The organism is Streptomyces sp. NBC_00376 (assembly GCF_036077095.1).
GTDB lineage: Bacteria > Actinomycetota > Actinomycetes > Streptomycetales > Streptomycetaceae > Streptomyces.
Genome location: NZ_CP107960.1, coordinates 6326279 through 6339853 on the forward strand (window position 1 = coordinate 6326279; position 13575 = coordinate 6339853).

The window sequence follows — 13575 nt, forward strand, 5'->3', positions numbered from 1 at the left end:
TCGAGGGGTGGGCCGACCGTGCCCGGCGCATCGTAGACGCCGCCGCAATGTGCCGGGAATGAGCCTACGCGCGCCCTTGGTGCCGGAACACGGCGGCGGGCCGTGGATGGCTCGTTGTGGAGCCACGGCTCCGGTCCCGGGCGTCCGGGCCGGGGTCCGTGCGGCCGGAAACGGCGTTGGACATAGGGTCGTTGGAGGTGCCGGACCCGCGGGAGGAGAACCATGCGCGCCCGTGGGGTCGCACGCGTGACGGGAGGGAGCCGGGCGCTGCCCGTCGCCGTACTGATTCTGCTGGCCCTGCTGGCCGGCTGCACTTCGGCGCCCGGACCCGCCGGGAAGGACCTCTGGCGGCCGGAGCCCGGCACCGGCTGGCAGTGGCAGCTCTCCGGACGGCTGGATCCGACGGTGGACGTCCCGGTGTACGACATCGACGGCTTCGACCACAAGGCATCGGCGGTGGCCGATCTGCACCGCCGGGGCCGCAAGGTGATCTGCTATCTCTCCACCGGCGCCTGGGAGGACTTCCGTCCGGACGCCGGGAAGTTCCCCGCCTCGGTACGCGGCAGGGGCAACGGCTGGGAGGGGGAGCACTGGCTCGACATCCGCCGCACGGACATCTTGGAGCCGCTGATGGAGCGGCGGATCCAGATGTGCGCCGAGAAGGGGTTCGACGCGGTGGAGCCCGACAACATGGACGGCTACCGCAACCGCACCGGCTTCCCGCTGACCGCCGCCGACCAGTTGCGCTACAACCGGCTGATCGCCCGGATCGCCCACCGCCACGGGCTCGCCGTCGGCCTGAAGAACGACCTCGGGCAGATCCCGGAACTGGAGCCGGACTTCGACTTCGCGGTCAACGAGCAGTGCGCGCAGTACGAGGAGTGCGGGAAGCTCACCCCGTTCGTGAAGGCGGGCAAGGCCGTCCTCCACGTCGAGTACGAGCTGCCCCTCACCCGGTTCTGCGCCGATTCTCGGCGGCTGGGGCTCAGCTCGCTGCTGAAGAAGTACGAACTCGGCGTGTGGCGCCAGGAGTGCCCGAAGGGCCGCGCGCAGAACGGCTAACCGAAGGTCAGGACCACCAGGGCCGCCGTCGCCGCCGTCTCCGCCAGCGCGCCGAACACGTCGCCGGTCACCCCGCCGAAGCGCCGCACGCAGTGCCGCAGCAGGAGCTGGGCGACACCGAGCGCCGCCACCGCGGCGAGCGCGTGGTGCAGCGCCCCGTACCCGCCGAGCAGCGCACCGGCGCCCGCGCAGCCCGCGACCACCACGGCCCCGACCGCCACCGCGCCCCGCCCCGTGACCGTGCCCGCCACCGCCGCACCCAGCCCCTCCGGGCGGGCAGGCGGCACGCCCCGGCGGGAGGCCAGGGTGAGCGCGAGCCGGGCGGTGACCGCGGCGACGGCCGCCGCCACCGCGCCGTACACCCAGCCCCGCCCGTACAGCTCGTACAGCGCCGCGACCTGGGCCAGCAGCACGAACAGCAGGGTGATCACACCGAACGGACCGATGTCCGACTGCTTCATGATCCGCAGGGCGTCGTCGGCGGGCCTGCCGCTGCCCAGGCCGTCGGCGGTGTCCGCGAGACCGTCCAGATGCAGACCCCGGGTCAGCGCGGCGGGAACGGCGGCCGAGGCGACCGCGGCGAGCAGCGGTCCCGAGCCGAGCAGCAGCAACAGGCCGCCGGCCGCCGCCGCCAGCATCCCCACGACGAGGCCGGCCAGCGGCGCGCACAGCATCCCGGCGCGGGCGGCCTCCCGGTCCCAGCGGGTGACGCGGACGGGGAGCACGGTCAGGGTGCCGAAGGCGAAGCGGATGCCGTGGCTGTTCAGGGAGGTCACGGCGCGCAGGCTAATCGGTGCGCCCGGCCGATAGATTGCCCGTAACACGACAGACCATGACAGAAGCGTCTTATCGGGAGTGGGTGGCATGGGTCACTGGTTCGAGCAGAACATCGTCGAGCCGGGGAAGCTGCCGCTGCTCCTCGCCCTGGCCTCCTTCGTGCTCACCTTCGCGATCACCCGGTTCATCACCCGGATGATCCGGGCGGGGAAGGGCCCGTTCCGCAATGTCACTCCCGGCGGGATGCACATCCACCACGTGGTCCCCGGGGTGGTGCTGAGCGTCGTCGGCGGCTTCGGCGCGGTCGCCAGCGGGCGGGAGGGCGTCACCGCGGGGATCTGCGCCGTGGTCTTCGGCGCGGGCGCGGGGCTGGTGCTGGACGAGTTCGCGCTGATCCTCTACCTCGACGACGTGTACTGGACCGAGGAGGGCCGCCGGAGCGTGGAGGTGGTGGTCCTCACCGCGGCGCTGGTGCTGCTGGTGCTGGGCGGGTTCTCACCGCTCGGCGTGAACGAGCTGAGCAGCGACGAGCAGCAGGACCGGCTCGGCGTCGTCCTGACCCTGATCGTCAACTTCTGCTTCGTGCTGATCGCCCTCTTCAAGGGCAAGGCGCGGCTCGCGGTCGTCGGCACGCTCGTCCCGTTCGTCGCGCTGATCGGCGCGATCCGGCTGGCCCGGCCGACCTCGATGTGGGCCAGGCGCTTCTACCGAAACCGCCACCGGGCCCGCGCCCGCTCGATGCTCCGCGCCTACCATCACGACGTGCGCTGGGCGGGGCCGCGGCGCAGGTTCGAGGATCTGATCGGCGGCGCACCGGACCGGGTGCCGCTCCCCGGACGCAAGCCCTGATCCCGGGGCAGGTCGCGGCGGGCCGCACGGACGCACATCAGAAGGACCGCGGCGATCGCCACCAGGTGCTCCTTGCCCGCCAGATTGTTCTTCAGCAGCACCTCGGCCACCATCACCGCGATCACCAGCGCCCCGGTGAAGCGGGCCCGGTGGACGTAGCAGAGATAGACGGCGAGGCCCACGACCGCCGCCGACGGACCGGTGTCGACGACCTGGGCGTCCGAGGCCGGCAGCCCGAACAGCCCGTCCGGGCCGAGGGCGACGCCGATCCGCGCGTACAGCGTCCCGGTCAGCGTCGCCACGTACGCGATCAGCAGCGTGCGCCACCGGCCCAGGCAGATCTCGGTGGCGCCGAACACCAGCAGGATCTGCACCAGCGCCCCCCAGACCGGCAGATCCAGTGCCGGTACGAACAGCGACAACGGCGTACGCAGCAGGGACGCCCACAACGGGTCCTCGGCCCGCACCGCCCCGAGGGAGTGCACCACCCCGAACCCCCACGACCGGTTCTGCAGCGCATGGAGCAGCGCCGTCAGACAGACCGCGGCAACCGTCATCCCGACCGCCCGCAGCCGGCCGGCCGTGAGCGCCGCGCGTACGGTCGTCAGCAGCGGACCCCACTCGCGGCGGGCTGCCCGGCGCAGCGCGCGCACGGGTTTCATCCGTCGTTCCCCAGCTGCGAGCGGTGCAGCCACTTGGGCAGGCCGGGCGCCTCCAGGAAGCCTTCGGCACGGCCCGCCGCGACGCCGATGCGCAGCAGGTCCGAACTCTTCTCGAACAGCATGAAGCGTGGCTCCCAGATCGGCCGGTACTTGGCGTTGGCGCGGTACAGCGACTCGATCTGCCACCAGCGCGAGAAGAAGCTGAGCATCGAGCGCCAGAGCCTGAGCACCGGTCCGGCGCCGAGCCGCGAACCGCGCTCGAAGACGGACCTGAACATCGCGAAGTTCAGTGAGACCTGCGTGATCCCGATCTCCTGGGCGCGCTGGAGGAGTTCGATGACCATGAACTCCATCAGCCCGTTCTCGGCGTCCCGGTCACGGCGCATCAGGTCCAGCGAGAGGCCGTTCGGCCCCCAGGGCACGAAGCTCAGTACGGCACGCAACTCGCCCGGCACGCCCTCCTCGGTGGGGGCGTTGCGGCATTCGAGCATCACGCACCGGCCGTCGGCCGGATCGCCGAGCCGGCCGAGCGCCATCGAGAAGCCGCGCTCGGTCGCCCCGTCGCGCCAGTCGTCGGCGCGCCGCACCAGTTCGGCCATCTCGGCCTCGGGGATGTCCGCGTGGCGGCGGACGGTCACCTCGTACCCGGCGCGCCCGATCCGGTTGTACGCCTGGCGGACGGTCCGCATCGCCCGCCCTTCGAGGGTGAACTCGGCAGTCTCCACGATCGCTTCGTCGCCCAGCTCCAGGGCGTCCAGGCCGTGCCGCGAGTAGACGGTGCCGCCCTCCTCGCTCGCTCCCATCACCGCCGGGATCCAGCCGTGCTCGCGGGCCTCGGCCAGCCATGGCCCGATCGCCCCCGGCCAGGCCTCCGGGTCGCCGATGGGGTCACCGGAGGCGAGCGAGACCCCGCCCACCACCCGGTAGGCGACGGCGGCCTTCCCGGTCGGGGACCAGATGACGCTCTTCTCCCGGCGCAGCGAGAAGTAGCCGAGCGAGTCGCGGTCGCCGTGCTTCTCCAGCAGCGCCCGGAGCCGGGCCTCGTCCTCGGGGGTGATCGGGTCGACGGCCCGGCGGGACCGGAACGCCGCGTACACGACGGCGATCAGCAGCAGCGTGGAGAGCACGTTGATGGAGACGTCGACCCAGCCGGGGGTGGTGATCCCGGGGAAGGCGGCGTCGTTGTCGGCGACCGAGACCAGCCTCAGCGCCCCGTAGCGCCAGCGGTCCAGGAAGGTCGCGCGGTATTCGTCGGTCGCGGTGTTGGTCAGGGTGACCAGGCCCGCGGCGATCAGCGAGGTGACCAGCAGCCCGCCGACCGCGACGACGGCCGCCAGCTTCGGGTTGGACCGGTCGCCCTTCGCGTAGAACTCGCGCCGGCCGAGCACCAGCGCCAGGACGAAGGCGGCGGTCAGCGCCAGCGAGATCCAGTTCTGCGGATACCGCCGGAGCTCGGGGGACGCGATCAGCAGGGCGAAGAGGAGCAGCAGTACGCCGCTCACCACCATGTTCACGATCCAGGCGGCCCGCTTGCGGCGGCGCATGGTGATCGCCAGGAAGAGGGCGACGACCCCGGAGGAGAAGCCCGCGGTGAGCAGGTAGGGGGTGAAGTAGTTCGCCGTGTTGTGGCGGCGCAGATCGTTGCCGAGAGTGACCCAGACGGCGCTCAGGAAATTGATGAACGACACGACGCGCAGGTACCAGATGGCGAACGCCGCGCTGCGCCGCGACCGGACGGTGCTCGGTGCCCGGACGGTGCCCCGCCCGCAATCGTCGGTGGCCAATCGGACCTCTCCCATGAAAAGCGATCATATGGTGCATCGCACTGCATGAGGGACTGCGCTGCGGCCGGTGTTCGACGGCCGCAGCACCGCCGGTCCGTGAGCCCGGGACCGGCCGGTCTCAGGTCGCGTCGCCGTACGCGGCGGCGCCCGCCCCGGCTCCCTCTTCGGCGCCGTCCTTCTCCTCCTCGGCGACAGGTTCGCGTTCGGGCAGTTCGGCCGCGAGTGCGGCCGCCGCCCGGACCAGCGGGAGTGCGAGCAATGCCCCGCTCCCTTCCCCCACGATGACGCCGTGGTCCAGCAAGGGGTTGAGCGCCATCCGGTCCAGGGCCTTGGCCTGCGCCGGCTCGCCGCTCGCCTGACCCGCCAGCCACCAGTCCGGCGCCCGGAAGGCGGCCCGCTGCCCCACCAGCGCACAGGCCGCGGAGACCACGCCGTCCAGGATCACCGGCAGCCTGCGCACCGCGCACTGCAGCAGGAACCCGGTCATCGCCGCCAGATCCGCGCCGCCCACCGTGGCCAGCAGCTCCATCTGGTCACCGAGGACCGGCCGGGCCCGCCGAAGCGAGTCCCGGATCGCCGCACACTTGCGCATCCACGCCAGATCGTCGATGCCCGTGCCGCCGCGCCCGGTCACCACCGAGGCGTCCGTACCGCACAGCGCCGCGACCAGCGTGGCCGCGGCCGTCGTCCCGCCCACGCTCAGGTCGCCGAGCACCACCAGATCGGTGCCCGAGTCGGCCTCCTCGTCGGCGATCGCCATGCCGAGCCGTACCGCCTGCTCGGCCTCCTCGGCCGTCAGCGCGTCCTCGATGTCGATCCGGCCGCTGCCGCGCCGCACCCGATGACGTACCACCGACTCGGGCAGCAGCTCCGGATCGCAGTCCAGGCCGGCGTCGACGATCCGTACCGGTACGGAGAACTGCCGGGCCAGCACCGCGAGCGGCGTCGCGCCGTCCAGCGTGGCCCGCACCAGCTCGTGCGCGGTTCCGGCCGCGCGCCCGGAGACACCCAGTCCGGCGACCCCGTGATCGCCGGCGAAGAGCACCACGCGCGGCTGCTCGATCGCCTTGACCGGTACGGATTGCTGCGCGGCCGAGAGCCATTCGCCCAGCTCGTCCAATCGGCCGAGGGCGCCGACGGGAACGGCCATGCGTTCCCGGCGTTCCTCGGCATCGCGCCGTACGCCGCCGTCGGGGCGTTCGATCAGGTCGGAGAAGTCGTCCAGATTCACGGGGATCTGCCTCGCGGGTCGATGCGTCGAGTGGGCCGGTGAGCCCGGCGGCGGGCTCACTGCGGAACAGTACCCGGCGCATTTCCGGCGCCCGGTCGGTGCGACGCACTTCCCCCGGACCGCGGGCGCGGGCGCCCCGGTCAGCCCCGCAGGACCAGCGCCTGACCGGCCACCACCAGCAGCACCTGCTCGCACTCGTCGGCGAACGCGGCGTTCAGCCGGCCCAGCTCGTCCCGGAAGCGCCGCCCGGCGGCCGTCGCGGGCACCACGCCCGAGCCGGTCTCGTTGGTGACGGCGACGACCGTGCGACGCGTTCCCCGTACCGCCGCGACCAGCTCGGCGGTCCGCTCCCGCAGGGCGCCCTCACCGTGCTCCGCCCACGCCGCGTCGTCCCAGGCGTCCACCCGGTCCATCGCGTCGGTCAGCCACAGCGACAGGCAGTCGATCAGCAGCGGCGGCCCGTCCGACTCCAGCAGACCCACCAGCTCACAGGTCTCCTCGGTGCGCCAGGCGGCCGGCCGGCGTTCCCGGTGCAGACCGATCCGGGCCGCCCACTCCGCGTCGCCTTCGCGACCGCCGCCGGTCGCCACGTACACCACCTCGGGGAACGTCTCCAGGCGCCGCTCGGCCTCCACCGACTTTCCCGACCTGGCCCCGCCCGTCACCAGCGTGCGCCGGGGCACCGCCGGGGCCGTGCGGTACTCGCCCACCAGCAGCGTCGTCCCGTCCGGCACCGCCCGCGCGCCGGCCGCCGCGAGCCGCCGGTCCAGCTCGGCACCGGGCGGCGCGGAATGGTCCAGATGGACGGCCACGATCTCGGTGGCCGGGCCGATCGCCGCCACGGCCCGCAGCCGCGCCACCGCGTCCGGCCGCCCCACCACATCGCCGACCACCATGTCGTACGGCTCCGCGAACCGGTCCGTGAGGCCGGCGGGCGCGGCCCCCGGCGGCATGTACAGCAGCCGGGTTCCCGCCGGCCCGGTGACCTCGTACCCGGTCCCCGGCGCGTCCATCGGCACCGCCCGCACCCGGTGCCCGCTGATCAGCGTCAGCTCCCGCCCGTCCGGCACCCGCCCCGCCGGGGGCAGTCCCGCGGGCAGTTCCACGGCGGGTCCGTCGTGCGGATGGGTGAGCAGCACCTGCCGCACCCCGGTGAGCGAGTGCCCCGCACGGGCCGCGGCGAACACGGCCCCCGGAGTGAGGTCGAGCAGCAGCGCGTCGTCGACCAGCAGTGCGGTCGCGGCCCGCGAGCGTGCCCCGTGGGCGACGGCGCAGGCGGCGCAGGGACATTCGGGCTGCGGCAGCCCGTCGGGGGCTCCGGTGCCGAGCAGAGTCAGTTCCACGCCTTCGATCCTCCCGTGTCCGTGCGACCGGTGCGCGACCTGGGTGTGTCCGGACAGGTGCGGAGCCGGTCCCCGCACCGGACGCAGGCACTAGGCTGCGGGGCAGCAAAGCGACCCAGGAGGCGGACATGGCGTGGACGTGGCGGTTCGAGAAGTCCGACGGTACGGAGACGGAGCCGGCCCTGCAGCCGGAGGAATTCACCACCCAGGGCGACGCGGAATCCTGGATCGGTGAGTACTGGAAGGAACTCCTCGACGGCGGGGCGGACCAGGTGACGCTCTTCGACGACTCGACGAAGATCTACGGCCCCATGAGCCTCCAGGCGGACCAGGGCTGAGCCGCCTCCGCGCGCGAGGAGAGGCGATCTCGGGCACTCCTCGCGCGCGGGAGCTCTAGATCTCGCCCAGGGTGACCTGCGCCGTCTTCTCCGCCCCGTCGCGCAGATAGGTCACCGTGACCTTCTGGCCCGGCTTGTCCGAGGCCAGCGCCTCCGACAAGGTGGTGATCGTCGTGACCGGCTGGTCGTCGATCCTGGTGATGATGTCGCCGGGCCGCAGCCCGGCCTTGTCCGCGGCGCCGTCCTTCGTCACGCTCACCAGCGCCACACCGGCCGGGTTGTAGTTGTCGTCGACGACCGTACGGCCGGTGATGTTCAGGGCCGCCCGGCCCGAGTCGGTGACCTTGCCGTTCTTGATGATCTGATCGGCGACCGTCTTCACCATCGACACCGGGATCGCGAACCCGATCCCCGGCGCCGCGCTGCCGCCCAGCTCCGGGTCGGTCGCCGCCAGGGTCGGGATGCCGATCACCTCGCTGTTCAGGTTGACCAGCGCACCCCCGCTGTTGCCCGGGTTGATCGCGGCCGAGGTCTGCACCATGTTCGCGATCGTCGCACCGGTGCCGCCGCCCGTGCGGCTCTCGCTGACGGTCCGGCCGAGCGCCGAGACGATGCCCTGGGTGACGCTGGAGGACAGACCGAGCGGCGAGCCCATCGCCAGTACGATCTGCCCCACCTCGACCTTCTCCGAGTTGCCGAACTTCGCGGGCTTCAGCCCGTTCGGCACGCTGTCGAGCTTGATGACGGCCAGATCCTGCTCCGGGTAGGAGGCCACCAGCATGGCCTTCTGCTCCTTCTCGCCGGTCGCGACGGTGACCTTGAACGTCTTGTCGTTGCCGACCACATGGGCATTGGTGACGATATGGCCCTTGGTGTCGTAGACGATGCCGGAGCCCAGGCTCTCGGCGGCCTGGATCTGCACCACCGACGGCAGCACGTTCTTGATCACGGCCTGGTAGTCGCTCTGTAGATCGCTTGCGGTCTGGGTGGCGGAGGCCGGATTGCTCGGTTCGGTCCTTGGTGACTCGGAGGCGGCGTCCGAGCAGCCGCTCACCAGGGCGATCGCACAGACCCCGGCGGCCAGGGGCAGCAGCAGCCGGCGAACGCGGGCGCGGGAGTGGAATATATCCATGCCCCGATTGTCGCTTTTGGCCCTATCGGGGGCCTCTTGGGTTCGGCCGGTCGGGGCACGTCGCCGGGCAGCCCCGGCGACCCGCTCCCGTGACCGCTCAGCCCCGGACGCCGCACAGGTGCAGCAGCGCGGCCACCCGGCGGTACGGATCCGTCCGCCCGGCCCGGTCCTCCGCGGCGAGCACCTGCTCCAGCTCGGCAGCGGCCGGCAGTTCCACGTCGTTGCTCACGTTGTCCGTGAAGACGCGCACCCCGTACCAGGCGTGCAGGGGCGCAGCGATCCCGGCGAGGGTGGACGTCAGGGCGTCCAGCCGGTCGGCCCGTACCGTGAGGCCCAGCCGGTTGGTGTACGTGTCCGTGTCGAAGGCGGCCAGTGCCGCGTCCCAGTCCCCGGCGGTCCCGGGGCGCATCGCCAGGGCGTCCGCGTTCCGCACGAGCAGCGACAGCAGCCCGCCCGGGGCGAGCATCCGGGCCAGGCCCGCCAGCATCGCGTCCGGATCCCGGACATACATCAGCACGCCGTGGCAGAGCACCACGTCGAAACTGCCGGGCAGGAAGTGCACCCCGGTGTCCAGGCCGTTGCCCTCGATCAGCCGGACCCGCTCGCGGATGCCCGCGGGTTCGCTGCCGAGCGCCTCCCTGGCCACCCGCAGCATCTCCGCGTCCGACTCCAGGCCGGTCACCGTATGACCGGCCCGCGCCAGGCGCAGCGCCTGGGTGCCCTGGCCCATGCCGACGTCCAGCACGCGCAGCCGCTGCCCGACCGGGAAGCGTGCCGCGATCTGTTCGTCGAGCTGCCGGGCCACGAGCTCCTGGCGGACGGTGTTGCGCAGCCCGCCGAGCCCCTTCAGCCACACAGAGGAGGCTCCGGAGAACCCGGTGACGGGAACGACATCGTCCGGCCGGTCGACGGACGGACCGCCGGCCGAGCCGGAGACGTGCGTGTTCAGGGCCGCTCTCCCCGCTTGACCTGCGGCTTGGGCAGCCGGAGGCGTCGCATCTGAAGCGTGCGCATCAGGCCGTAGGCGACCGCGCCACGCTTGGGCGTATCGGGGAAGCGCTGGTTCAGCTGCTTCTTCAGGCGGAACGAGAGGCCGATCGAGTCGATCACGATCAGCACGATCACGATGAGCCAGAGCAGCAGCGAGATGGTCTGGATGTTCTGCACCTGGATCACGCTGAGGATCAGGATGATCACGGCGAGCGGCAGGAAGAACTCCGCGATGCAGAAACGCGAGTCCACGTAGTCGCGGACGAAGCGCCGCACCGGGCCCTTGTCGCGAGCCGGCAGATAGCGCTCGTCGCCACTGGCGAGCGCCTCGCGCTGCTTGGCCATGTCCACACGGCGCGCTTCGCGCTGCCGCTTCATGGCCTCCTTGCGGTCGAGAGGCGCGCCACTGGAGGCGCGACGGCGCTGCGACTGGGCATCGCTGCGCTTGGGGGTGGGGCGACCTTTGGGGGCCTGCGGGTCGCGGGGCTGCTTGGAGAGGTCCGCCGTCACCTTGCCGGTGGGCGCCTTCTCTTCCTTCGAACGGCTACGGAACACAAGGCCCAAGGGTACGGGTTCGTTTCCCATGACCCCAGGCCGGTCGGGAACGATCCGGCAACGGCCTGCGTCCTCGCAGGTGTACCGGTGTCTCATGCACGGGTGACGGGACCGGGTCTCCCTGACCTCCGCCTACTCCTCGGGCCGGAGTCGTGACCCGGTGCAGTCGTCCTTGGGTAGGAGCCCATCCTTGCTCGAACAGTGCGGTAATAGAGGCAGGGCCCGTACTGTGGGTTCTGTTGGAGTGCTGGAGCTCAGTCCGTCAGAAGGGGGCGCGCGAAGCCCATGAGCGGTGTCATGAAGCGTATGGGGATGATCTTCCGCGCGAAGGCAAACAAGGCCCTTGACCGGGCCGAGGATCCGCGCGAGACCCTCGATTACTCGTACCAGAAGCAGCTCGAACTGCTTCAGAAGGTACGTCGCGGTGTCGCCGACGTGGCGACCTCGCGCAAGCGGCTGGAGCTGCAGCTGAACCAGCTGCAGGGACAGTCGTCCAAGCTGGAGGACCAGGGCCGCAAGGCGCTCGCGCTCGGCCGCGAGGACCTGGCCCGCGAGGCGCTGTCCCGGCGCGCCGCACTCCAGCAGCAGGTCACCGACCTGGAGACGCAGCACACCACGCTGCAGGGCGAGGAGGAGAAGCTCACCCTCGCGGCGCAGCGGCTGCAGGCCAAGGTCGATGCCTTCCGCACCAAGAAGGAGACCATCAAGGCCACCTACACCGCCGCCCAGGCGCAGACCAGGATCGGCGAGGCCTTCTCCGGGATCTCCGAGGAGATGGGCGACGTCGGCCTCGCGATCCAGCGGGCGGAGGACAAGACCCAGCAGATGCAGGCCCGCGCCGGCGCGATCGACGAGCTGCTCGCCTCCGGCGCCCTGGACGACCCGACCGGCACGGCGAAGGACGACATCGCCGCCGAGCTGGACCGGATCTCCGGTGGTACGGATGTGGAGCTGGAGCTCCAGCGCATGAAGGCCGAGCTGGCCGGCGGCTCCACCCAGCAGCAGGCGATCGAGGGCGGCCCGCAGGACGCCGCCCAGCAGCAGTCGTCGCAGTCCCCGCACAGGTTCGACAAGAGTTGAGGCGGCGTCATGATCGTACGGATCATGGGGGAGGGCCAGGTCGCACTGGCCGACAGTCATCTCGCTGAGCTCAACGGGCTCGACGACGAACTGCTCGCCGAGGTCGAGAGCGGTGACGGAGCGGGATTCCGCGCCACTCTCCACGCGCTCCTGGCGAGGGTGCGTGAGCTCGGTACAGCGCTGCCGGACGACTCCCTGGAGCCGTCCGAGCTGATCCTCCCGTCGCCCGACGCGACCCTCGAAGAGGTGCGCGCCATGCTCCGGGACGAAGGGCTGATTCCCGGCTGACGCCGTCCACGCCTCTCCAGCACCCGCATGAACCCGCGTGCCCCGGGTCCGGTCCGCCGGACCCGGGGCACGGGCGTGTCCGGACCTTTCGCATCCGGTCGCGTCCTGGTCCTCCGCATCCGGGTCCTCCGCATCCGGACCTTTCGCGCGGGACCGGTCCGGTTCCCGCGCGACACGCCGTAACGTAGCTTGACGTGACCACCCTCGGAACCGGGGTCCTGCGCGTCCGGCACTGGCTGCGCGACCATCCCCTCGCGCTGGACGCCGCCCTGGCCCTGGCCGTGCTGGTGGCGATGATCATCGGGTCGTTCGTCCACCCGCGCCCCGGGGAGGTGCCCTCCTTCGGAACCCGCCCGCCCGAGGTGAGCGCCGTGCTGCTGATGGTGGCCGGTGCCGTGGCACTCATCTGGCGGCGGCGCAGTCCCATGGCGGTGCTCGCGGTCACCGCCGGGCTGACCGTCGTCGAGCTGGTGAAGTCCGACCCGCCCGCGCCGGTGGTCATGGCAACCGTCATCGCGCTGTGTACCGTCGCCGCCCGTACCGACCGGCCCACCACCTGGCGCGTCGGGCTGCTGACGGTGGCCGTGCTGACGGCCGCGGCGATGTGCTTCGGTGCGGCGCCCTGGTACAGCCAGGAGAACTTCGGCATCATCGCCTGGACCGGCATGGCCTGTGCGGCGGGCGACGCAGTCCGCTCCAGGCGCGCCTTCATCGACGCGATCAGGGAGCGGGCCGAACGGGCCGAACGCACCCGCGACGAGGAGGCCCGGCGACGGGTCGCCGAGGAGCGGCTGCGCATCGCCCGCGATCTCCACGACGTCGTCGCCCACCACATCGCCCTGGTCAACGTCCAGGCCGGGGTGGCCGCCCACGTCATGGACAAGCGCCCCGACCAGGCCAAGGAGGCGCTCGCCCACGTCCGGGAGGCCAGCCGCTCCGCGCTCGACGAACTGCGGGCCACCGTCGGGCTGCTGCGCCAGTCCGGCGACCCGGAGGCACCGACCGAACCCGCCCCGGGGCTCGCCGTCCTCGACGAACTGGTCGAGACCGTCCGCCGGGCCGGGCTTCCCGTCGAGGTGGCCTGCACAGACCGGCGGCCCCCGCTGCCCGCGGCCGTCGACCTGGCCGCGTACCGGGTCATCCAGGAGGCGCTGACCAATGTCCGCAAGCACGCGGGCCCCGGGGCCAGGGCCGAGGTGAGCGTCGTACGGGTCGGGAACACGGCCGAGGTCACCGTGATCGACAACGGCTCCGGCGGGGGCGGCTGCCACGGAGACGGCGGTGGGCACGGAGACGGCGGCGGGCACGGCCTGCTCGGCATGCGCGAACGCGTCACCGCGCTCGGCGGCACCCTCACCGCCGGGCCCCGCTACGGCGGCGGATTCCGGGTCCATGCGATCCTGCCCGTCGAGGCCCGCACGGCGGAGTCCGGGTGACCGGGCGCGGCGGGCCGGACGGGGGAGAGCGCATGACACCGGGGGAGA

14 protein-coding genes are annotated in these 13575 nt (G+C 72.1%); 6 read left to right on the forward strand and 8 right to left on the reverse strand.

Features of this window, described 5'->3' with window-relative positions; all coding sequences use genetic code 11:
• Window positions 1-222 precede the first annotated feature (222 nt).
• On the forward strand, window positions 223-1062 hold the full coding sequence (locus OG842_RS28535) for an endo alpha-1,4 polygalactosaminidase (protein WP_266736846.1): 840 nt from the start codon (window positions 223-225) through the stop codon (window positions 1060-1062).
• On the opposite strand, the gene cobS is transcribed toward OG842_RS28535, so the two are convergent.
• The gene (gene cobS / locus OG842_RS28540; RefSeq protein WP_266736844.1) at window positions 1059-1838 is read right to left on the reverse strand and encodes an adenosylcobinamide-GDP ribazoletransferase; all 780 of its coding nucleotides are present in this window, start codon (window positions 1836-1838) and stop codon (window positions 1059-1061) included. The genes OG842_RS28535 and cobS overlap by 4 nt on opposite strands.
• An 88-nt stretch (window positions 1839-1926) precedes the next feature.
• On the opposite strand from cobS, the gene OG842_RS28545 reads away from it, so the two are divergent.
• Window positions 1927-2688, forward strand: coding sequence for a hypothetical protein (locus tag OG842_RS28545; RefSeq protein ID WP_266736842.1), 762 nt, complete (start codon window positions 1927-1929; stop codon window positions 2686-2688).
• Here OG842_RS28545 and OG842_RS28550 read toward each other — a convergent pair.
• The 4 genes from OG842_RS28550 to OG842_RS28565 all read right to left on the reverse strand — a co-directional run bounded on the left by OG842_RS28550 (window position 2595) and on the right by OG842_RS28565 (window position 7708).
• On the reverse strand, window positions 2595-3350 hold the full coding sequence (locus OG842_RS28550) for a hypothetical protein (RefSeq protein ID WP_266736840.1): 756 nt from the start codon (window positions 3348-3350) through the stop codon (window positions 2595-2597). The two genes, OG842_RS28545 and OG842_RS28550, sit on opposite strands and share 94 nt — an antisense overlap.
• A complete protein-coding gene (locus tag OG842_RS28555; RefSeq protein WP_266736839.1) occupies window positions 3347-5149 on the reverse strand; it encodes a phosphatidylglycerol lysyltransferase domain-containing protein in 1803 nt (600 codons plus the stop codon). Before OG842_RS28555 ends, OG842_RS28550 begins: the two co-directional genes overlap by 4 nt.
• A 103-nt stretch (window positions 5150-5252) precedes the next feature.
• Window positions 5253-6365 (reverse strand): nicotinate-nucleotide--dimethylbenzimidazole phosphoribosyltransferase, encoded by a 1113-nt coding sequence (gene cobT, locus OG842_RS28560; protein WP_266736837.1) that lies wholly within the window; start codon window positions 6363-6365, stop codon window positions 5253-5255.
• Window positions 6366-6505: 140 nt separating this feature from the next.
• Window positions 6506-7708 (reverse strand): bifunctional adenosylcobinamide kinase/adenosylcobinamide-phosphate guanylyltransferase, encoded by a 1203-nt coding sequence (locus tag OG842_RS28565; RefSeq protein ID WP_266736835.1) that lies wholly within the window; start codon window positions 7706-7708, stop codon window positions 6506-6508.
• A 128-nt stretch (window positions 7709-7836) separates the two neighbouring features.
• On the opposite strand from OG842_RS28565, the gene OG842_RS28570 reads away from it, so the two are divergent.
• On the forward strand, window positions 7837-8046 hold the full coding sequence (locus OG842_RS28570) for a hypothetical protein (RefSeq protein ID WP_072483289.1): 210 nt from the start codon (window positions 7837-7839) through the stop codon (window positions 8044-8046).
• A 55-nt stretch (window positions 8047-8101) separates the two neighbouring features.
• Here the strand turns inward: OG842_RS28570 and OG842_RS28575 are convergent, their stop codons facing one another.
• From OG842_RS28575 to OG842_RS28585, 3 genes are all read right to left on the reverse strand, one after another.
• Window positions 8102-9178 carry a S1C family serine protease gene (locus tag OG842_RS28575; protein WP_266736834.1) on the reverse strand — a complete coding sequence of 359 codons (1077 nt, stop codon included), beginning with the start codon at window positions 9176-9178 and terminating at the stop codon, window positions 8102-8104.
• A gap of 97 nt (window positions 9179-9275) precedes the next feature.
• The gene (locus OG842_RS28580; RefSeq protein WP_351257393.1) at window positions 9276-10034 is read right to left on the reverse strand and encodes a class I SAM-dependent methyltransferase; all 759 of its coding nucleotides are present in this window, start codon (window positions 10032-10034) and stop codon (window positions 9276-9278) included.
• A gap of 89 nt (window positions 10035-10123) precedes the next feature.
• On the reverse strand, window positions 10124-10723 hold the full coding sequence (locus OG842_RS28585) for a DUF3043 domain-containing protein (protein WP_266737371.1): 600 nt from the start codon (window positions 10721-10723) through the stop codon (window positions 10124-10126).
• Between the two features lie 297 nt (window positions 10724-11020).
• Here OG842_RS28585 and OG842_RS28590 point away from each other — a divergent pair, with 297 nt between their 5' ends.
• From OG842_RS28590 to OG842_RS28600, 3 genes are all read left to right on the forward strand, one after another.
• Entirely contained in the window at window positions 11021-11803 is a 783-nt protein-coding gene (locus OG842_RS28590) for a PspA/IM30 family protein (RefSeq protein WP_266736832.1), read from the forward strand.
• Window positions 11804-11812: 9 nt separating this feature from the next.
• Window positions 11813-12091 (forward strand): PspA-associated protein PspAA, encoded by a 279-nt coding sequence (gene pspAA, locus OG842_RS28595; protein ID WP_266736830.1) that lies wholly within the window; start codon window positions 11813-11815, stop codon window positions 12089-12091.
• Window positions 12092-12285: 194 nt separating this feature from the next.
• The gene (locus tag OG842_RS28600; RefSeq protein ID WP_266736828.1) at window positions 12286-13527 is read left to right on the forward strand and encodes a sensor histidine kinase; all 1242 of its coding nucleotides are present in this window, start codon (window positions 12286-12288) and stop codon (window positions 13525-13527) included.
• Window positions 13528-13575 lie beyond the last annotated feature (48 nt).